This window comes from Paeniroseomonas aquatica (assembly GCF_030409335.1).
Lineage (GTDB): Bacteria > Pseudomonadota > Alphaproteobacteria > Acetobacterales > Acetobacteraceae > Belnapia > Belnapia aquatica.
The window spans coordinates 53046-72411 of sequence record NZ_JAUFPN010000182.1; the positions used below are offsets into that span (position 1 = coordinate 53046).

The 19366-nt window shown below is 72.0% G+C and carries 16 protein-coding genes; 9 read left to right on the forward strand and 7 right to left on the reverse strand.

Annotated elements, in window-relative coordinates; translation table 11 throughout:
* The 3 genes from QWZ14_RS20540 to QWZ14_RS20550 all read right to left on the reverse strand — a co-directional run bounded on the left by QWZ14_RS20540 (position 1) and on the right by QWZ14_RS20550 (position 3948).
* Positions 1-390: a VOC family protein gene (locus QWZ14_RS20540; protein WP_290318724.1), complete on the reverse strand. Its 390-nt coding sequence runs from the start codon at positions 388-390 to the stop codon at positions 1-3.
* Positions 390-2030 carry a long-chain fatty acid--CoA ligase gene (locus QWZ14_RS20545; protein ID WP_290318725.1) on the reverse strand — a complete coding sequence of 547 codons (1641 nt, stop codon included), beginning with the start codon at positions 2028-2030 and terminating at the stop codon, positions 390-392. The genes QWZ14_RS20540 and QWZ14_RS20545 overlap by 1 nt, the downstream gene beginning before the upstream one ends.
* 286 nt (positions 2031-2316) lie before the next feature.
* Positions 2317-3948, reverse strand: coding sequence for a GMC family oxidoreductase (locus tag QWZ14_RS20550; RefSeq protein WP_290318726.1), 1632 nt, complete (start codon positions 3946-3948; stop codon positions 2317-2319).
* A gap of 143 nt (positions 3949-4091) precedes the next feature.
* Between QWZ14_RS20550 and QWZ14_RS20555 the strand changes: the two genes are divergently transcribed.
* Positions 4092-4901, forward strand: coding sequence for a peptidoglycan-binding protein (locus QWZ14_RS20555; protein ID WP_290318727.1), 810 nt, complete (start codon positions 4092-4094; stop codon positions 4899-4901).
* A 9-nt stretch (positions 4902-4910) separates the two neighbouring features.
* Here the strand turns inward: QWZ14_RS20555 and QWZ14_RS20560 are convergent, their stop codons facing one another.
* Positions 4911-5885: a Bug family tripartite tricarboxylate transporter substrate binding protein gene (locus tag QWZ14_RS20560; protein ID WP_290318728.1), complete on the reverse strand. Its 975-nt coding sequence runs from the start codon at positions 5883-5885 to the stop codon at positions 4911-4913.
* Positions 5886-5958: 73 nt separating this feature from the next.
* Positions 5959-7629 (reverse strand): L-lactate permease, encoded by a 1671-nt coding sequence (locus tag QWZ14_RS20565; protein ID WP_290318729.1) that lies wholly within the window; start codon positions 7627-7629, stop codon positions 5959-5961.
* 202 nt (positions 7630-7831) lie between these two features.
* Between QWZ14_RS20565 and QWZ14_RS20570 the strand changes: the two genes are divergently transcribed.
* The 8 genes from QWZ14_RS20570 to QWZ14_RS20605 are packed head-to-tail and all read left to right on the forward strand — an operon-like array spanning position 7832 to position 16973.
* Complete coding sequence (locus tag QWZ14_RS20570) at positions 7832-9448, forward strand: ABC transporter substrate-binding protein (RefSeq protein WP_290318731.1); 1617 nt, start codon at positions 7832-7834, stop codon at positions 9446-9448.
* A gap of 15 nt (positions 9449-9463) precedes the next feature.
* Positions 9464-9658 (forward strand): hypothetical protein, encoded by a 195-nt coding sequence (locus tag QWZ14_RS20575; RefSeq protein ID WP_290318732.1) that lies wholly within the window; start codon positions 9464-9466, stop codon positions 9656-9658.
* Entirely contained in the window at positions 9655-11058 is a 1404-nt protein-coding gene (locus QWZ14_RS20580; RefSeq protein ID WP_290318733.1) for an amidase, read from the forward strand. Before QWZ14_RS20575 ends, QWZ14_RS20580 begins: the two co-directional genes overlap by 4 nt.
* A complete protein-coding gene (locus QWZ14_RS20585; protein WP_290318734.1) occupies positions 11055-12680 on the forward strand; it encodes an amidase in 1626 nt (541 codons plus the stop codon). The genes QWZ14_RS20580 and QWZ14_RS20585 overlap by 4 nt, the downstream gene beginning before the upstream one ends.
* Before the next feature lie 5 nt (positions 12681-12685).
* Positions 12686-14302, forward strand: a complete 1617-nt coding sequence (locus QWZ14_RS20590; protein WP_290318735.1) for an amidase — start codon at positions 12686-12688, stop codon at positions 14300-14302.
* Between the two features lies 1 nt (position 14303).
* Positions 14304-15083 (forward strand): (S)-ureidoglycine aminohydrolase, encoded by a 780-nt coding sequence (gene allE, locus QWZ14_RS20595; protein ID WP_290318736.1) that lies wholly within the window; start codon positions 14304-14306, stop codon positions 15081-15083.
* Position 15084: 1 nt separating this feature from the next.
* A complete protein-coding gene (locus QWZ14_RS20600; RefSeq protein ID WP_290318737.1) occupies positions 15085-15972 on the forward strand; it encodes a fatty acid desaturase in 888 nt (295 codons plus the stop codon).
* Complete coding sequence (locus QWZ14_RS20605; protein ID WP_290318738.1) at positions 15969-16973, forward strand: alpha/beta fold hydrolase; 1005 nt, start codon at positions 15969-15971, stop codon at positions 16971-16973. Before QWZ14_RS20600 ends, QWZ14_RS20605 begins: the two co-directional genes overlap by 4 nt.
* Positions 16974-16985: 12 nt before the next feature.
* On the opposite strand, the gene QWZ14_RS20610 is transcribed toward QWZ14_RS20605, so the two are convergent.
* Both QWZ14_RS20610 and QWZ14_RS20615 read right to left on the reverse strand, forming a co-directional pair.
* A complete protein-coding gene (locus QWZ14_RS20610; RefSeq protein WP_290318739.1) occupies positions 16986-18938 on the reverse strand; it encodes a PAS domain-containing protein in 1953 nt (650 codons plus the stop codon).
* A gap of 9 nt (positions 18939-18947) precedes the next feature.
* Positions 18948-19280, reverse strand: a complete 333-nt coding sequence (locus QWZ14_RS20615) for a response regulator (protein WP_290318740.1) — start codon at positions 19278-19280, stop codon at positions 18948-18950.
* Positions 19281-19366 lie beyond the last annotated feature (86 nt).

Here is a 19366-nt window from a genome sequence, read left to right on the forward strand (position 1 = left end):
CTAGCAAGGATCGTGCTGCGGCCTTCGTTCGAGCAATTCGACCATCACCCCCTCCGGGCCCCGCACGAAGGCGAGGCGGAAGCCGGGCCCGGCCTGCATCGGCCCGACCGTGATCTCCGCCCCCTTGGCCCGCAGCGCGGCGCAGGCGGCGTCCAGGTCCTCGACGCCGAGGCCGATGTGCTCGAGGCCGAGATGCGGGAAGGCCGGGCCGGGCGCGGCCGGGAAATCCGGGTTGGACGGGGCGATCAGCAGCAGCTGGCCGTCGAGGCGCAGGATATGGCGGCCGGGCCGGCCCTCCGGCGTCGCCTCGGCGCCGAACAGCCGGGTGAAGAACGCCGCCATCGCGCCGGGGTCGGCGGCGCGGAGGTGGATGTGGTCGAAGCGGAACATCAGCCGGCGACGCGGCCCTTGTAGCGGGTCTTGAGGTCGGCCTTCCACAGCTTGCCGGTCGCGGTATGCGGCAGGCTCTCGACGAACTCCACCGCATCGGGGATCCACCACTTGGCCACCTTGCCCTCGTAGTAGGCGAGGATCTCCTCGGCGGTCGGCGCCATGCCGGGCTTCGGCTGGACCAGCAGCAGGGGGCGCTCGTCCCACTTCGGATGGGCCATGGCGATGACCGCCGCCTCCTGCACCGCGGGGTGGCCCATGATCAGGTTCTCGAGGGTGATGGAGCTGATCCACTCGCCCCCCGATTTGATGACATCCTTGGCGCGGTCGACGATCTCGATGCAGCCGAGCTCGTCCATGGTGACGACGTCGCCGGTGCGGAACCAGCCGTCCGCGGTGAAGGCGGCATCGCCGGGGCGGTTGAAATAGGCCGCGGCCGCCCAGGGGCCGCGGACTTCCAGCTCGCCGAAGGCGGTGCCGTCGTGGGGGATCTCCGCCCCGGCGCCGTCGCGGATGCGGAGTTCCACCCCGAACAGCGGGCGGCCCTGCTTGCGGGCGTAATCGAGGAAGCGGTCCTCGTCCCAGCCCGCGTTCTCCGGCTTGCGGGCATTGGTGGTGCCGAGCGGGCTGATCTCGGTCATGCCCCAGGCATGCAGGATGGAGACGCCGTATTCCTTGAGGAAGCCGGCATTGATCGCGGTCGGCAGGGCGGTGCCGCCGACCACCAGCCGCGGCGGGGCGGCGAAGCGGCGGCCGGGCTCGGCCCGCAGCCAGTTCAGCAGCGCGGTCCAGATGGTCGGCACCCCGGCGGAGAAGGTGACGCCCTCCTCCTCGATCAGCCGGTGGAGGCTGGCGGGGTCGAGCTTCGCGCCGGGCAGGACGAGCGAGGCCCCGGCGGCGGCGGCCGAGTAGGGGATGCCCCAGGCATTCACATGGAACATCGGCACGACCGGCATCACCACATCGGCGGCGCCGATCGCGAAGCAGTCCTTCTGCAAGGTGCTGATGGCGTGGATGACGGTGCTGCGGTGGCTGTAGAGCACGCCCTTCGGCTCGCCGGTGGTGCCGGAGGTGTAGCAGAGCGAGGAGGCGCTGCGCTCGTCCAGCTCCGGCCAGTCGAACTGCGTGGGCTGGCCGGCGATGAGGCTTTCCTGGGCCAGCAGCTCGAAGCGGCCGCGCAGCGGGCAGTCGGCGGGGATATCGGCCTCGCTGCCCATGACGATGATGGCGCGGAGGCTGGGCGGCAGCTGGTCCGCCAGGGCCGCGGCGCCGGCCAGCAGGGTCGGGTCGACCAGCAGGTGGGTGTCCTCGGCGTCCGCCAGGATGAAGGCGATCTGGCCGGGGAAGAGGCGCGGATTCACGGTGTGCAGCACCGCGCCCATGGCGGAGATGCCGTAGTAGGCTTCCAGGTGGTGGTGCTCGTTCCAGGCGAGGGTCGCGATGCGCTCGCCGCGTTGCACGCCGCGCGCCGCCAAGGCATGGGCGAGCTGGGCGGCGCGGGCGGCGATCTCGGGCCAGCTGTGGCGCACCAGGCTGCCGTCGGGGCGGGCGGAGACGATCCTGGAGCCGGCGTGGTTGCGGGCGGCGTGATCCAGGAGGCTGGAGATTAGCAGCGGTCGGTCCTGCATCAGGCCCAGCATCTCGGTTGTCTCCCCGTTGGTGTTGGCCGGAGTTTGCGGGGGCGCGGGGGTGGCGGCAAGGGCGCGCTGGGGTGGCTCAATTCCACTCAATTCGGCTCAATTCCGCTCAATTCCTCTCAAATGGTGGGGCCTACGCGTCTGATTTCATTGATAAAAATGCCGGAAATTTTAGAATTGAGCGGTTGAGGGCGGGGACCCGGCCCGCCTCGCCCGCCTGCGGCCGCGATGCCGCAGGCATAGCAGCCGGGGGGGCCGGATGTAAAGAATATCGTCCTATCTGTCGCCGTCACCCCGCCCGCAGGAAGGCCGCCGCCCGCTCGCCGATCATCAGCGCCGCCGGCTGGATGTTGGAGGAGGGCACCAGCGGCATGACGCTGGCATCCGCCACCATCAGCCCCTCGATCCCCTTCAGCCGCAGGCGCGGGTCGACCGGCGCCATGGCGTCGTCGCCCATCCGGGCGGTGCCGCAGGGGTGGTAGACGGTGCCGCCGTCGCGGCGGATATGGGCAAGGATCTCCTCGTCCGTATGGGCCTGCGGGCCGGGGGTGAGTTCTTCCTCGATCAGCGCCGCCAGCGGGCCCTGCTGCGCCAGGCGGCGGGCATATTTCACGCCCTCGACCATCAGCCGCTGGTCGTGCGCGGCCTCCAGGTAATTGGCGCGGATCACCGGCTTGTCGTCCGGGTCGGCGCTGCGGAGGGAGATGGTGCCGCGGCTGTCGGGGCGGCACTGGCAGGCGCTGAACATGAAGCCGGGCCAGGGGTCCGGGCCATCCTCGTAGGTGGTGACGGTGAAATTGACGAACAGGTACTGCATGTCCGGCTCCTCGGCGCCGGGCAGGACGCGGGCGAAGAGGTTGGCCTCCGCCGCGCCGATGGACATCGGGCCGCGGCGGTCGAAGGCGTAGCGGGCGGCCATGCGCAGCTTGCCGAAGGGGCCGCGGACCAGCTCATTCACCGTGCCGCAGGGCTTCACCCGGTAGCGCATGCGCTGGAGGAAATGATCCTGCAGGTTCTGGCCGACGCCGGGGCTGTGGAGGCGGGTCTCGATCCCGTGCTCGGCCAGCTGCGCGCCGTCGCCGATGCCGGACAGCATCAGGATCTGCGGCGTGCCGATGGCCCCGGCCGAAAGCACCACCTGGCGGCGGGCTTCCCAGCGCTCGAGGCCCGCCGGGCCGCGGACCAGGGCGCCGGTGCAGCGGTTGCCGTCGAAGAGCAGGCGCTGGATGGTGCGCTCCGGCATGATGCGGAGGTTCGCCCGGCCGCGCGCGGGCTTGAGGAACATGTCGCCGGAATGGCTGCGGAAGCCGCCCTTGACGTTCATCTGCATCGGCCCGGCGCCCTCGTGCCAGGCGCCGTTGAAGTCCTTCACCCGTTGCTGGCCCATGGCCAGCGCCGCCGCGACGAAGGCCTGGGCGCCGGGGGAGGAATGGCGGGCCTCGGAGGCATGGATCGGCCCGTCGGTGCCGCGCTCCTCCGAGGGCTCGCCCGACCAGGTCTCCATCCGCTTGAAATAGGGCAGCACGTCGTCATAGGCCCAGCCGCGGGCGCCGGACTGCGCCCAGCGGTCGTAGTCGCGCGGTGACCCCCGCAGGAAGACCAGCCCGTTCACCGCGCCCGAGCCGCCGACCACCTTGCCGCGCGGCCAGTGGATGCTGCGCCCGTCGAGGCCGGGCTCGGCCTCGGTGTGGTAGCGCCAGTCGTACCTGCCGGAGGCATAGAGCCGGGCGAAGCCGGCGGGGATGCGGATCCAGGGGTCGCGCCAGGCGGCGGGCCCGGCCTCGATGAGGGCGACCTGGGTGCTGCTGTCCTCCGACAGCCGGGCGGCGATGACGCAGCCGGCGGAGCCGGCGCCGAGCACCAGCACGTCGGTGGTGTGGACGCTGGCCGTGGCCGCGGCCTGTTGGGCGCCGTCGGGCATGGGTTTCCTCCGGTGATTTTGCCGAAGTCTGGCATGCGCCAGGGCGGGGGCGAAGGGTGGGGGCGAAGGGCGGGCGCGCGATTCCCGTTTACAGGAACATATACCTAATGTTACGGTACGGCACCATGTTGCGGGAGCCGGCCATGTTGCCCATCGACGCCCAATGCCTGCTGGAGATCGCCCCGCGCTTCGGCGGCGCGGCGGGGCAGCGGCAGGCCCGGATCGTCGCCGCCCTCGGCCCGGTGCTGCGGCCGGTGCTGGCCGGCTACGGGATCGGGACCCGGCTGCGCCTCGCGCATTTCCTGGCCCAGGCCTGCCATGAATCGGCGGGCTTCCGCGCGACCGAGGAATTCGCCTCCGGCGCCGCCTACGAGGGCCGCGGCGATCTCGGCAATACCAGCCCCGGCGACGGGCCGCGCTTCAAGGGCCGCGGCCTGCTGCAGCTGACCGGGCGGGCGAACTACCGCACCTATGGCCAGGCGCTCGGGGTGGACCTGCTGGCCCGGCCGGAGCGGGCCGCCGAGCCCGAGCTCTCGCTGCGCATCGCCGGCGAATACTGGACCCGGCTCGGCATCAACGCCGCCTGCGACGCGGACGACGTCGTCGAGGTGACGCGGCGGGTCAACGGCGGCCTGGTCGGGCTGGAGGAACGGCGCGGCCTGACCGCCCGGGCCAAGCTGGTCCTGGCCCGGCTGGAGGGGGTGCGGCTCGGCGGGGCGCAGCCGGAGGCGGCCCGGCCGGTGCTGCACCGCGGCTCGACCGGCGCGGCGGTGGCCGAGCTGCAGCGGCGGCTGCGCCAGCTCGGCTACCGCCTCGCGGTGGATGCCGATTTCGGCCCGGCCACCGAGCTGGCGGTGACCAGCCTCCAGGCCGCCCGCGGCATTCCGGCCGATGGCGTGGTCGGGCGGCTCACCTGGGCGGCGCTGGAGGCGCCGGCGGCGGCGGCCGCCTGATCCCGGCCGCTACTCCGGCCGGATCCCGGCCTCCTGGATCAGCTTGCCCCAGCGCGCGGTCTCCTCGGCCAGGGTGCGGTGGAGCATGGCGGCGTCGCCGGTGGTGAGGACCACGCCCTGCTCGGCCAGGCGGGCGCGCAGCGCCGCATCCTCGGTCGCCGCGCGCAGCGCCGCGCCGGCCCGGGCGAGGACGGGCGCGGGCGTGCCGGCCGGGGCAAAAAGCCCCTGCCAGAAGACCACGTCGAAGCCGGGCAGGGTCTCGGCCACCGGGGGGATGTCCGGCAGCAGCGCGGATCGCTCGGCCGAGGAGATGGCGAGGCCGCGCGTGGCGTTGTCCGCCAGGGTCGGCAGCGCCTCGAGCACCGCCTGGAACATCGCCTGGATGCGGCCGGCGCGGAGGTCGAGCAGCGCCGGGGCGCCGCCGCGGTAGGGGATGTGGGTCACCTCGATCCCGGCCGCCTGGGCGAAGAGCGCCAGCGCCAGGTGGTTGACCGCGCCGGTGCCGCTGCTGCCGAAATTCAGCTTGCCGGGGTTGGCCTTGCACCAGGCGATCAGCTCGGCGGTGCTGCGGGCGGGCACGTCCGGGTGGACGTGCAGGACGAAGGCGGTGCGGAAGACCATGCCGATCGGGGCAAGGTCGCGCAGCGGCTCCTTCGGGGTCAGGCTCGGCTGCAGGCCGGGGTTGATGGCCAGCGTCGAGGTGCCCATCAGCAGGGTGTAGCCATCCGGCCGGGCCTGGGCGACGGCGGTATTGGCCACGGCGGTCGCGGCGCCGACCCGGTTCTCCACCACCATCGGCACCGCCAGCTCGCGCCCCATGCGCTCGGCGACGGCGCGGGAGGTGACGTCGGTGACCCCGCCCGGGGCATAGCCGGAGACGACGCTGATGGCGCGGCTGGGGTAGGCCTCCTGCGCCCCGGCCAGGGTGGGGGCGAGCAGCGGGAGCGCCCAAGGGAGGGTCAGGGCGGCGCGGCGTGTCGGCATGGGCGGGACCTCCGGGATTTTCCCGGAAGCTGGCCGCTGCGGCGGGCGGGGGCAAGCCCCGCCCGCGGTATCGTCAGCCCGCGACAACCATGGCGGTGAAGGGCCAGACATAGGCCTGCAGCATCACCAGCATCCCGACCAGGATGGCCAGGGCGACGGAGTGGAAGAAGACGAAGCGCAGGATGGTGCCTTCCTGGCCGAACCAGTTGGTCGCGGTGGAGGCGACGACGATGGACTGCGCGTCGATCATCTTGCCCATGACGCCGCCCGAGGAATTGGCCGCCGCCATCAGCACCGGCGAGAGGCCGAGCTGCTGCGCCGTGATCTTCTGCAGCCCGCCGAACAGCACGTTGGAGGCGGTGTCGGACCCCGTCAGCGCCACGCCGAGCCAGCCGAGCATGGTGCCGAACAGCGGGAACAGGAACCCGGTCGAGGCGAAGGCGAGGCCCATGGTCGCATCCAGCCCGGAGTAGCGGGTCAGCGTGCCGAGGCCGAGCATGGCGCCGATGGTCACCAGGCTGAGCCGCACCTTCCAGATGGTCCGGCCGTACTCGGCGATGAGCGCGAAGGGCGAGAACTTCATCAGCAGGCCGGAGACGATGGCGGCGAAGAGGATGCCGGTGCCGGTCATCGACAGGATGTTGAAGGCCCAGACGGCGGGCTCGGGGATCGGCCGCTCGACCACCGGCGGCGCCTTGATGATGGCGTTGTGCAGCCCGTCGATCGGCAGGCTGGTGGTGAAGATGCCGTTCAGCGCCGCGCGCACGCTGGGCAGGCCCCAGGCGAAGACGAAGACCGTCAGGATGAGCCAGGGCATCCAGGCGCGGACCAGCGTCGCGCGGTCCATCGCCTCGCCGCCCACCACCGGCTTGGCCTGCACCAGCCCGGCGCTCGGGTCCTTGCTGCGGAGGCCGGCGTTGGTCCAGATCTCGCGCGGCTGCCAGACCCGGAGGAAGCCGACCAGGCAGGCCATGCAGACCAGGGCGGAGATGACGTCGACCAGCATGGGGCCGATGTAATTGCTGACCAGGAACTGCGGGATGGCGAAGCTGACGCCGGTGACCAGGATGGCGGGCCAGACATCGCGCATCGCGCGGAAGCCGGCGAAGGCCCAGATCAGCCAGAAGGGCACGATCAGGCTGAAGAAGGGCAGCTGCCGGCCGATCATCGCCGAGAGCAGGTTGAGGTCGATGCCGGTGACCGCCGACAGCGCGATGACCGGCGAGCCCAGCGCGCCGAAGGCCACCGGCGCGGTATTGGCGATCAGCGACAGGCCCGAGGCGGCGAGCGGGGAGAAGCCGAGGCCCATCAGGATGGCCGCCGTCACCGCGACCGGGGTGCCGAAGCCGGCGGCGCCCTCGAAGAAGGCGCCGAAGGCGAAGGCGATCAGCAGCAGCTGCAGCCGGCGGTCCGGCGTCACCCCGGCGATCGCCTGCTGCAGGGTGGTGAAGCTGCCGTTGGCCACCGTCAGGCGATAGAGGAAGATGATGTTCAGCACGATCCAGCCGATCGGGAAGAGGCCGGAGAGGACGCCGAGGCCGGCGGCCCGCACCGCCATGCCGCCGGGCATGCCGAAGACGACGCTGGCGCAGATGACGGCGACCACAAGCGCGGCGATGGCGGCCCAATGCGCGGCGATGCGGAAGAAGGCCAGCGCGACCAGCATGACGACGACGGGCAGGGCGGCGAAGACGGTCGAAAGGGCGATATTGCCCATGGGGTCGTATACCTGGGTCCAGGTCATGCGGCGCTTCCATGCAGGATGTTCAGTCTCCGGGCGGGGCTAGCGCAAAATTCGGGCAGAGGTAATCGTTCACCGTACGGGATTACCAGGAGTACATCTTTCGGAGCGGGTTGACGGCGGCGCGGGCCCGGGGCCAGCATGCCGCAATTCCGGGAGAAGGCGCTGATCGCAGGGCAAACGGCCAGATGCCGGAGGCTTGCGCATGTCCGAGACCACCCTGACCCGCCGTGGCCTGCTGGGCGCCCTGTCCGCCGCGGCGGTCCCCTGGGACCTGGCCCAGGCCCAGACCGCCAGTGGCACGCTCCGCGTCGGGATGACGCTGGCCGCCATCCCGCTGTCCAACGGCTGCCCGGACCAGGGCGGCGAGGGCCAGCGCTTCATGGGCATCACGCTCTATAACTTCCTGGTCGAATGGGACCTGACCCAGGCCGACCGGCCCTCCGCGCTGAAGCCGGGGCTGGCGACCAAGTGGGAGATCGACCCGACGAACCCCAAGCGCTGGTGGTTCACCCTGCGCCAGGGCGTGCGCTTCCACGACGGCAAGGCGCTGGTCGCCGAGGACGTCGCCTTCAGCTTCGACCGCGCCTTCCGCCGCACCGCGCCCTGGTTCGACAACCGCGCCAATGCCGCCGTCGCGCTCAGGATGCCGACCATCGCCGACTGGGGCGCCGAGGGCGAGAACCGCTTCTGGATCGACACCATCTACCCCGACAGCACCGCGCCCTTCGGCACGGTCTATGTCGGCATCACCCATCGCGGCGCCTGGGAGGCGGCGGGGAAGTCCTGGGACGCCTATCTGAACAAGCCGGTCGGCACCGGGCCCTGGAAGCTCGAGAGCTTCGCCATCCGGGAGCGCGCGGTGCTGGTCCGCAACCCCGACCACTGGGAGGCCGCGCGCATCCCGAAATGCGCCCGGCTGCTGCTGCTGCCGCTGCCGGATGCCAATACCCGCGTCGCCGCGCTGCGCAGCGGCCAGGTGGATTTCATCGAGGCGCCGCCGCCGGATGCGCTGGCCAGCCTGCAGGCCGCGGGTTTCACCACGGTGACCAACCGCTATCCGCACAACTGGACCTGGCATTTCTCCATGCTGGAAGGCTCGCCCTGGCGCGACGTGCGGGTGCGCCGCGCGGCCAACCTGGCGATCGACCGGTCGGGGATGAAGGCGATGCTGGGCGGGACCATGCTGGAGGGCGCCGGCATCGTCACGCCGGACAGCCAATGGTACGGCACCCCCAGCTTCAAGCTGGAATTCGCCCCGGACAAGGCCCGCGCCCTGCTGGCCGAGGCCGGCTTCGGGCCGGGCCGCCCGCTGAAGACCAAGGTGGCGATCTCGGCCGGCGGGTCCGGGCAGATGCAGCCGCTGACCATGAACGAGGTGGTGCAGCAGAACCTGAAGGACATCGGGATCGAGGTCGATTTCGAGGTGCTGGAATGGAACGCCCTGCTGGTGATGCGGCGGGAGGGGGCGGCCAAGGCGCAGGCGCGCGGCGTCACCGCCATCAACGTCTCCTATGGCGCGGGCGACCCGTTCAGCGGCTTCATGCGCATCATGAAGGCCGACATGGCGGCGCCGGCCGGGGGCAACTGGGGCAATCTCGACGACCCCGTGCTCGAGCCGATGTTCGATGCGGCCTACAAGGCGATGGAGCCGGCGGCGCAGGATGCCATCCTGGCGAAGATCCACACCCGGGTGGTGGATGAGGCGCTGTTCCTCTTCGTGGCGCACGACCTCAATCCCCGCGCCATGAGCAAGAAGGTCCGCGGCTTCGTGCAGGCACGGAATTGGTCGCAGGACCTGACGCCGATCAGCCTGGCTTGAGGGAGGAAAAGAGACATGCCGGACGAGATGGAACTGGATTTCCAATCGGCGCTGCGCGTCGCCGGGATCAGCATCCCGGAGGATCGCTACGCCATCATGCTCGATGCCTATCACCAGTACCGCAAGCTGGTGGCGGTGCTGGACGAGCCGACGCCCTACGCCGATGAACCGGCGGCGGCGCCGCACCTGGCCGCGAGCCCGGTTCGATGAGCGCGCCCCCGGTTCCGAGCCTGGCGGAAGCCTCCGCCGGCATCGCCGATGGCACGCTCTCGCCGGTCGCGCTCTGCGAGCAGGCCCTGGCGCGGATCGCGGCGCTGGAGCCGGCGCTCAACGCCTTCATCCTGCTGACCGCCGACCGGGCGCGGGCCGCCGCGGCCACCGCCGAGGCGGAGATCAAGGCCGGCCGCAGCCGCGGCCCGCTGCACGGCATCCCCTATGCGCTGAAGGACATCTACGACGTCGCCGGCCTGCCGACGACGGCGCATTCCCGCGTGCTGATCGGGCGGAACACGCCGGTCGCCGACAGCGATGCGGCGGCGCGGCTGGAGGCGGCTGGCATGGTGCTGCTCGGCAAGCTGGCGACGCATGAATTCGCCCGCGGCGGCGTGCGCGACGACGACCTGCCCTTCCCCCGCGCCAAGAATCCGTGGAACCCGCTGCATTTCGCCGGCGGCTCCTCCTCCGGCTCGGGCGCGGGCGTGTCCTCGGGCATGATGGCGCTGGCGATGGGCTCGGATACCGGCGGCTCCATCCGGCTGCCGGCGGCCTTCTCCGGCTGCGTCGGGCTGAAGCCGACCTATGGGCGGCTGAGCCGGCGGGGCGTGGTGCCGCTCTCCTTCGGCATGGACCATACCGGGCCGCTGACCCGCACGGTCGAGGATTGCGCCCTGGCGATGCAGGTGCTGGCCGGGCACGACCCGGAGGACCCGGGCTCGGCGCCGGTGCCGGTCGGCGACTACATGTCCGGACTGCGCGATGGCGTGGCCGGCCTGCGCCTCGGCTATGCCCGGGCCTACAACATCGAGGCGGGGGTCGATGCCGAGGCGCTGGCCGCCAATGACGCGGCGGTGGAAGTGCTGGCGAAGCTCGGCGCCGGGATCGTCGAGGTGGCGATGCCCTCGCTGAAGCGCTTCGAGGCGGCGGTCTGGACCATCATCCATGCGGAATCCTTCGCCATCCACCAGCAGGACCTGCGGCAGCGGCCGGAGGCCTATGGGCGGACGACGCGGGAGCGGATCATGCTCGGCGCCTTCGTCACCGGGCCGCAGTATGTCCAGGCGCAGCGGCTGCGGCTGAGCCTGATGCGGGAGGTCGATGCGCTGTTCGGGGAGGTGGATGCCATCCTCTGCGCCCCCGCGCATGGGGCGGCGCCGCTGGCGGCGGAATCCGACGACGGGCCCTGGCGGCGGGCGCAGCCGATCACCGCCGCCTTCAACGTGACCGGGCATCCCGCGCTCTGCCTGCCGGCGGGTTTCGCGGCGAATGGGCTGCCGCTGTCCCTGCAGATCGTCGGCCGCAACTTCGACGAGGCGACGGTGCTGCGGATCGGCCAGGCCTATGAGCAGGCGACGGAGTGGCACACGCGCCGACCGCCGGAGGCCTGGGCATGAGCGAGGAACTCTGCTTCCTCGGCATCGCCGAGGCCGGCCGGCGGATCGCCGCGCGCAGGCTGTCGCCGGTGGAGCTGACCGCGGCCTATCTGGCCCGGATCGAGGCGATGGACGGGGTGCTGCGCAGCTTCGTCCGCGTCGCCGCGGAGGAGGCCATGGCGGCGGCCAAACTCGCCGAGGCGGAGATCATGGCGGGCGGGCCCCGCTCCCCGCTGCATGGCGTGCCCTTCGCGCTGAAGGACATCTTTGCGAGTGCGGGCCTGCCGACGACGGGGCATTCGCAGCGCTGCGTGGGCAACATCGCGGAGGAGGATGCGGCGACCACCGCCAGCCTGAAGGCCGCCGGCGGCGTGCTGCTGGGCAAGCTGGCGACGCATGAATTCGCCACCGGCGGGCCGTCCTGGGACCTGCCCTTCCCGCCGGCGCGCAATCCCTGGGATCTGACGCGGTTTCCGGGCGGCTCCTCCTCCGGCTCGGGGGTCGCGGTGGCGGCGGGGCTGGTGCCGGGGGCGATGGGCTCGGACACGGGTGGGTCGATCCGGCTGCCGGCGGCCTTCTGCGGCACGGCGGGGCTGAAGCCGACCTATGGCCGGGTCAGCAAGCGCGGCGTGCTGCCGCTGAGCTACACGCTCGACAATGCCGGGCCGCTGGCCTGGACGGTCGAGGACTGTTCCCTGTTGCTGCAGGCGATCGCCGGGCACGACCCGCGCGACCCGGCCAGCGCCGATGTGCCCGTGCCGGATTACGGCGCGTCGCTGCACGCCGGCATCAAGGGCCTGAAGATCGGCCTGGTGCGGCACTGGTACGAGACGGACCGCCGCGCCAGCGACCCGGTGATCGCCGCCATGGACGCCGCCGTCGCGGTGCTGCGCGGCCTGGGCGCCGAGGTGCGGGAGGTGACCCTGCATCCGCTGGCCGCCTACCAGGCGACCATGCGCGTCACCGGCGCGGCGGAGAGCTTCGCCATCCATGCGGACTGGCTCCGCAGCCGGCCCCAGGATTACGGCGAGGTCTTCCGCTACCGCATCTTCCCCGGCGCCATGATCACCGGCCCCGAATACGTCCAGGCGCAGCGCTTCCAGCGGCTCCTGTGCGACGAAATGCGGGCCGCGCTGCGCGACGTGGATGCGCTGCTGACCGCCACCACCTGGGGCGAGGCGCCGGTCATGGCGGAGATGCGGGCGGAGGCGAATTTCGCCGCGCCGCCGCTGACCAATCCGTGGAACGTGGCGCAGCTGCCCTGCCTCTCGCTCTGCAACGGCTTCGGCCCGAACGGGCTGCCGCTGTCGCTGCAATTCGCCACGCGGCCCTTCGACGAGGCGACCCTGCTGCGGATCGGCCAGGCCTATGAGGCGGCGACGCCCTGGCGCGGCAAGCGGCCGGTGGTGCCGGCCGAGGGCCCGCCGGAATATCCGGTGAGCCAAGCGGCGCCGGCCCCCGCCGCGGGTTGGGGCGCCGAGGTCTCGGCGCTGGCCAGGCATGCGGCCCTCGGGCTGGACGCGGCGCAGTTCGCCCAGATGGCGGAGGCGCTGCCGCATCTGGATGCGATGCTGGCCGCCCTGCCGCGCGACCTGCCCTTCGGGGCAGAGCCGGCCAATACAACCCATCTGCGGGCGGAGTGACGGCGATGACGGACTGGACCATCGCCGAGGCCGCCCGCCGGATCGCCGCGCGGCAGCTCTCGCCGGTCGAGCTGACGACGGAATTGCTCGGCAAGGTCGAGGCCCTCGAGCCGCAGCTCAACGCCTTCATCCGGCCGACGCCGGAGCTGGCGATGCAGCAGGCCAGGGCGGCGGAGGCGGAGATCGCCGCCTCCGGCCCGCGCGGGCCGCTGCATGGCATCCCCTTCGGGCTGAAGGACATCTTCGGCACCAGGGGCATCCCGACGACGGGGCATTCGCGCAGCGCCGAGGGCCACGTGCCGGCCGAGGATGCGGTCACCGTCGCCAAGCTCTACGAGGCCGGCGGCGTGCTGATGGGCAAGCTGGCGACGCATGAATTCGCCCATGGCGGGCCGAGCTTCGACCTGCCCTGGCCGCCGGCGCGCAACCCCTGGAACACCGCGCATGTCACCGGGGGGTCGTCCTCCGGCTCGGGCGCGGCGGTCGCGGCGGGGCTGGTGCTGGGGGCGATGGGCTCGGATACCGGCGGGTCCATCCGCAACCCGGCGGCGCTCTGCGGCATCGCCGGGCTGAAGCCGACCTATGGGCTGCTCTCGCGCCGCGGGGTCTGGACCAATTCCTTCAGCTACGACCATGCCGGGCCGATGGCCTGGACCGCCGAGGACTGCGCCATCATGCTCGATGCCCTGGCGGGGCATGACCCGGGCGACCCGGCCAGTGCCGACCGGCCGAAGGTGCCCTACCAGGCGGCGCTGACCGGCGATATCCGCGGCATGCGGATCGGCGTCCTGCGGGAGCTGTACGAAACGGACGTGCCGGTGCCGGCCGTGGCCCGCGCGGCGATGGAGGCGGCGCTGGAGGTCCTGCGCGGCCTCGGCGCGGTGCTGGAGGATGTGCGCATCCGCCCCGCCGCCGACTACTACGCGGTGAAGGTGCTGACGGCGGAATCCGAGCTCTATGCCGTGCACGAGAAGGGGCTGCGGGAGAACCCGGAGAAATTCGGGGAGGATTTCCTCGGCCGCTCGCTCGCCGCCATCCTGATCCGCGCCGAGGACTACATGCAGGCGCAGCGGGAACGCCGGGTGATGCTGGCGGAGTTCGAGCCGCTCTACGCGAAGTACGACGCGCTGGTGACGGCGGCGCCCGGCCCGGCGCCGCGCCTCGAGGCCTGGCGGACCATCCACTTCTGGCAGAAGGGCTCGCTCACCACGCCCTTCAACGTCAGCGGCGGGCCGGCGATGAGCCAGTGCATCGGCTTCACGCCGGAGGGGCTGCCATTGTCCATGCAGGTGGCGGGACGGCCCTTCGACGATGCCGTGGTGCTGCGCCTGGCCGATGCCTATGAGCGGGCGACGCCCTGGCGGGAGCGGCGGCCGGCGCTGGTGGCGGGGGCCGCGGCGCCTCCCCTCCCCCCGGTGCCGGACCCGACGCCGGCCGAGGTCACCCCGGCCGAGCGGGACGCCATCGCGCTGATCGCCCGGCGGGCGGGGCTGACCCTGAATGCCCGGCAGTTCGAACTGCTTTGCGCGGCCGCGCCCTATGTGGAACAGATGGCCGGCCGGCTGCGGAGGGCACGCCGCTTCACCGAGGAGCCGGCGAGCGTCTTCACCTTCGGAGCCTGATATGCCCGCCCCAATCTCGGCCCCGGTGCCTCCCGGTGTCATCGGCCACAACCGCAGCCTGGTCACGCGCAACTATGCCGTCCTGCCGCCGGACGGCATGTTCCCGAGCTTCGTGCCCTGGCTGCACCAGGCCTCGGTCTTCTACCAGGCGACACCGAAGATGGGCGCCGGCTTCGCCCAGGGGCGGCTGGAGGCGGCACCGGGCGGCGGCACCACCGCGCCGCGGATGGATGGGCTGGAGCATTTCCTCTACGTGCTGGAAGGCACGCTGGACGTCGCCGCCGACGATGCCAGCGCCTCGCTGGATGCGGGCGGCTTCGCCTATGTCCCGGCCGGCGCCAGCTACAGCCTGCGCAACCCGGGCGCGGCGCTGGCCAAGGCGGTCTGGATCAGCCGGCCCTATGTCCCGGCCGCGGGGATCGATGCGCCCCTGCCCCGCTTCGGCACGCGGGAGGACACGCCGGTGACCCGCGTCGACGACAGCGGCCGCTGGCGGCAGTACCTGCTGGGCAATCTCGACATGGCCATGGATTTCGAGATGAACATCATGGGCTTCGACCGCGGCACCCATTTCCACTGCGTCGAGACGCATGTGATGGAGCATGGGCTGCTGATGCTGGAAGGCCAGGGGCTGCAGCTGCTGGACCGCGACTGGCACGAGCTCTGGACCGGCGACTTCGCCTGGATGGGCCCCTTCGTGCCGCAGCAGTTCTACTGCACCGGCTGGGGCGGCGCCGCCTACCTGCTCTACAAGGACGTCAACCGCGAGGTCACCTTCTGACATGCAGGCACCCGCTCCCTCGACCATGATGCACCTGGCCGGCCGCTCCGACCGGCGGGGTCTCGCGCAGCTCGGCATCCACCTCGCGCTGCTGCTCGGCAGCGGGGCGCTGGTGACCTGGGCGGAGGGGATCTGGCTGGTGCCGGCCGTCGTACTGCTGGGCCTGGTGCAGGCGGCGCTCTTCGCGCCCTTCCACGAGACCATGCACCAGACCGCCTTCGCCAATCGCCGGCTGAACGCGGTGGTGGGCTGGCTGGCGGGGCTGCCCTCGCTGTTCAACTGGCACTTCTACCAGCAGTTCCACCTGGCGCATCACCGCCATACCCAGGACCCGGCGAAGGACCCGGAGCTGCTGGCGGCGCCGATCCCGCAGGACTTCAAGGGCTACCTCAAGCGGATGCTGGGGGTGGGATACTGGGCCTCGCGGGCCCGCTTCATGCGGGATGCGCTGCGGGGGGATTTCTCCGCCTATCCCTACATCCATCCGGCGGCGGCACCGCGCGTCGTGCGCTCCATGCGGGCGCAGCTGGCGGTGACGGTGGCGCTCCTGCTGCTGGTCGGCCTCGTCTTCGGCGGGCGGGCGCTGCTGCTGTTCTGGGTGCTGCCGCAGCTTATCGGGCAGGCGGCGCTGCGGCTGTACCTCTTCACCGAGCATACCGGCTGCTCGGAGGACCGCAACGGGCTGACCAATACCCGCACCATGCTGACGACACGGGCGATGCGGCTGCTGATGTGGAACATGCCCTTCCACGCCGAGCATCACCTCTATCCCTTCATCCCCTTCCACCGGCTGGGCGAGGCGCATGCGGTGCTGCGCGACCGGCTGGCGCATGTGCACCCCGGCTATGCAAGCTGGCACGCCGGGCACCTGAAGGGCATGCGGGCATGACCGACGAAGGCATCTTCGCGCTCGGCGACCTGCCGCTGCACCGGGGCGGCGTGCTGCCGGGCGCGAAGCTGGTCTGGAAGACCCATGGCACGCTGAATGCCGCGCGGGACAACGTGGTGCTCTACCCGACCAGCTACGGCGCGCAGCACCCGGACCTCGAATGGCTGATCGGGCCGGAGGGGGTGCTGGACCCGGGGCGCTGGTTCATCGTCATCCCCGACATGTTCGGCAACGGGCTCTCGACCTCGCCCTCGAACTGCGCGGACTGGCCGGCGCTGGTCACCGCCTGGGACAATGTCCGGGCGCAGCGGCGGCTGCTGGCGGAGGTCTTCGGCGTCACCCGGCTGCATGCCGTCTATGGCTGGTCCATGGGCGCGCAGCAGGCCTACCACTGGGCCGCGGCCTTCCCCGAGGCGGTGGAGCGCATCGTCGTCAATTGCGGCAGCGCCCGCACCGCCGTGCACAACCGCGTCTTTCTGCAGAGCCAGATGGCGGTGCTGGAGGCGGCGCCGGAGTACGACGGCCGCGGCCGGTTCTCCGCCCAACCCCTGAAGGCGCTGCGGGCCTTCGGCCGGGTCTATGCGAGCTGGGCGCTGAGCCAGGATTTCTACCGCGCCAACCTGCACCTGACCGCGCTCGGCGCCCCCGACCTCGAGACCTTCCTCCGCACCGACTGGGAGGAGCGCTTTGCCCGGCGGGCGGCGGCCGACCTGCTGGCGCAGCTCCGCACCTGGGACGCCGGGGACATCGGCGACGACCCGCGCTACGGCGGCGACCTGGCCCGGGCGCTCGGGGCGATTCGCGCCCGGGTGCTGCTGCTGCCCTCGGCGACCGACCTCTACTTCCGGGTGGCGGACAACGAGGCGGAGCTGCCGCACCTGCGGGACGCGGAGCTGCTGCCCATCCCCAGCATCTGGGGCCACCGCGCCGGCAACCCGCAGCCGAACCCGCCGGATGCCGCCTTCATCGGGGCGGCGGTGCGGCGGCTGCTCGACAGCTGAACCGGGCGGGGGTCAGTGCGCCAGGCGGCCCAGCGGCACGTCCAGCCGCAGGGTCAGCCCTTCCGGCGCCCAGTCGTGGTGGATGCTGCCGCCCAGCTGGGTGATGGCGCCGCGTTCGGCCAGGATGGTGCCGAAGCCGCGGCGCTCCGGCGGGCCCTCGATCCCGGGGCCGCCGCGTTCCTGCCAGACCAGGGCGAAGCGCTCGCCGGTCCGGGTGCCGTTGATGGCGACGCGGCCCTCGCTGGAGGAGAGCGCGCCGTACTTGGCGGCATTGGTCGCCAGCTCGTGCAGGATCAGCGCCAGCGAGGTGGCGGCCTTCACCCCGATCGGCACGTCGTCGCCCTCGAGCTGCAGCCGCCCCGCCTCGGCCGCGCCATAGGGCGCCAGCAGCGCCGCCAGCAGGCCGCGCAGCGTGGTCTCCACCTCGGCCGGGCGGTTGTCCGGGCCGTGCGGACGGACGTATTCATGCGCCGCCGCCAGCGCGTTCAGCCGCTTGCGCAGCACGCCGGCGAAGCCGCGCACCTCGCCCGAGGCGCCCATGGCCGAGAGCGAGACCATGCCGCCGACCACGGTGAAGATGTTCTTGATCCGGTGCGACAGCTCGCGCGCCAGCAGCTCCTGGCCTTCCTCGGCCAGCTTCCGCTCGGTGATGTCGACCACCACGCCGGGGAAGCGCTGCGGCCGGCCCTCGGCGTCGTGCTCGCAGCGGCCGCGCGCCACCACCCAGCGCAGGCTGCCGTCGGCCTGGGTCAGGCGGTACTCGGCCTCGTAGCTGCCGCCGCTCTCGACGCTGCCGGCGATCGCCGCCGTCACCGCCGGCAGGTCCTCGGGGTGGATGGCGGGCAGCAGCTCGCCGAGCGGCACGCCGCCGGCCATCCGCGCGGGGTCCACCGAGAACAGCCGGGCATAGCCGGCATCGGCGGTGATGCGGTCCGCCGCCACGTCCCAGACGAAGGTGCCGACCATCTCGGCGGCGCTGAGGGCGAGGCGCAGCCGCTCCTCGCTCAGCCGCAGGGCGGCCTCGGTGCGCTTGATGTCCTCGATGTCGGTGCAGGTGCCGAACCAGCGCTCGATCCGGCCGGCGTCGTCGCGGCTGGGCATGGCGCGGCCCAGGGTCCAGCGGTAGGCGCCGTCGGCCCGCCGCAGCCGGTACTCGACCTCGTAGGGCTCGCCGGTGGCGAGCGAATGGCGCCAGCGCCCCCAGGCCTCGGCCCGGTCCTCGGGGTGGAACATCTCGTCCCAGCCCTCGCCGTCGGTGGAGCCCGGGGCCATGCCGGTGTGGGCGTACCAGCGGGCGTTGTAGTAGTCGTGGAAGCCGTCCGGCCGGGCGGACCAGACCATCTGCGGCATGGCATCGGCGAGCTGGCGGAAGCGCCGCTCGCTGGCCTCGCGCTGCAGCAGGGCGCGGCGCAGCTCGAGCTGGGTCATCACCTGCCGGGCCAGCACGGTCAGGGCGAATTCCTGCGCCGGGGTCAGCCCGGCCGGGCGCGGCTGGTAGTCCAGCACGCAGAGGGTGCCGAGCGGCACCCCGTCCGGGGTCTCCAGCGGGGCGCCGGCATAGAAGCGCAGGAAGGGCTCGCCGGTGACCAGCGGGTTGTTGACGAAGCGCGGGTCGAGCCTGGTGTCCGGCACCACGAAGAGCCCGGACTGCAGGATGGCATGGGCGCAGATCGACATGTCGACCGGCGTGCCGCGGACCCCGAGCCCGACCTCGGCCTTGAAGAACTGCCGGTCGCCGCCGACCAGGCTCACCACCGCGACCGGCGCGTCGCAGAGCGAGGCCACCAGCTTCACGACGTCGTCGAAGGCACGTTCGGCCGGCGTATCGAGGATGGCATAGGTGTCGAGGGCGGCGAGGCGGCGTGCCTCGTCCCAGGCGGGGGGAAGGGATGCGTCGCAGGCCGCCCAGAGGAGGGCGGGGCCGGCGGCGGCATCGGCGGCGGGCGATAGTTTCAGGCCGGACATCCTTGCAACCTAGCGCGACAGGCGCACGCGCAAGGTACGTTCGATGTCCTCGGGATGATAGGGTTTCGGTACGAAGGGGACATGCCGCAGCGGCGCCGGCACCTCCTCGGGCCGGGACCCCGAGACGAAGGCGAAGGGCGTGCCGCGCGCGTGCAGCAGGGCGGCGACCTCGAAGGTCTTGCCATCCGCCATGTCGATGTCGAGGAAGGCGGCGTCGAAGGCCAGGGCCGCCAGGGCGTTGCGGGCCTCGACCAGGGTATTGGCCACGGCCACCTGGGTCTCGTCGCCGGAGGCGCGGACGATGCCCTCGAGGTCCAGCGCCACCAGAGGGTCGTCCTCCACGATCAATATCCGGCGCATATGCATGGCGGGTCCCGATTTCGCGTCCCGGTTCGCCGGGCGCGTCCTAGGGGCTTAACGCGATGCAA

Coding starts and splice junctions, on each gene's coding strand:
- QWZ14_RS20540 (WP_290318724.1), bottom strand. CDS start 390: ATGTTCCGCTTCGACCACATCCACCTCCGCGCCGCCGACCCCGGCGCG.
- QWZ14_RS20545 (WP_290318725.1), bottom strand. CDS start 2,030: ATGCTGGGCCTGATGCAGGACCGACCGCTGCTAATCTCCAGCCTCCTG.
- QWZ14_RS20550 (WP_290318726.1), bottom strand. CDS start 3,948: ATGCCCGACGGCGCCCAACAGGCCGCGGCCACGGCCAGCGTCCACACC.
- QWZ14_RS20555 (WP_290318727.1), top strand. CDS start 4,092: ATGTTGCCCATCGACGCCCAATGCCTGCTGGAGATCGCCCCGCGCTTC.
- QWZ14_RS20560 (WP_290318728.1), bottom strand. CDS start 5,885: ATGCCGACACGCCGCGCCGCCCTGACCCTCCCTTGGGCGCTCCCGCTG.
- QWZ14_RS20565 (WP_290318729.1), bottom strand. CDS start 7,629: ATGACCTGGACCCAGGTATACGACCCCATGGGCAATATCGCCCTTTCG.
- QWZ14_RS20570 (WP_290318731.1), top strand. CDS start 7,832: ATGTCCGAGACCACCCTGACCCGCCGTGGCCTGCTGGGCGCCCTGTCC.
- QWZ14_RS20575 (WP_290318732.1), top strand. CDS start 9,464: ATGCCGGACGAGATGGAACTGGATTTCCAATCGGCGCTGCGCGTCGCC.
- QWZ14_RS20580 (WP_290318733.1), top strand. CDS start 9,655: ATGAGCGCGCCCCCGGTTCCGAGCCTGGCGGAAGCCTCCGCCGGCATC.
- QWZ14_RS20585 (WP_290318734.1), top strand. CDS start 11,055: ATGAGCGAGGAACTCTGCTTCCTCGGCATCGCCGAGGCCGGCCGGCGG.
- QWZ14_RS20590 (WP_290318735.1), top strand. CDS start 12,686: ATGACGGACTGGACCATCGCCGAGGCCGCCCGCCGGATCGCCGCGCGG.
- allE (WP_290318736.1), top strand. CDS start 14,304: ATGCCCGCCCCAATCTCGGCCCCGGTGCCTCCCGGTGTCATCGGCCAC.
- QWZ14_RS20600 (WP_290318737.1), top strand. CDS start 15,085: ATGCAGGCACCCGCTCCCTCGACCATGATGCACCTGGCCGGCCGCTCC.
- QWZ14_RS20605 (WP_290318738.1), top strand. CDS start 15,969: ATGACCGACGAAGGCATCTTCGCGCTCGGCGACCTGCCGCTGCACCGG.
- QWZ14_RS20610 (WP_290318739.1), bottom strand. CDS start 18,938: ATGTCCGGCCTGAAACTATCGCCCGCCGCCGATGCCGCCGCCGGCCCC.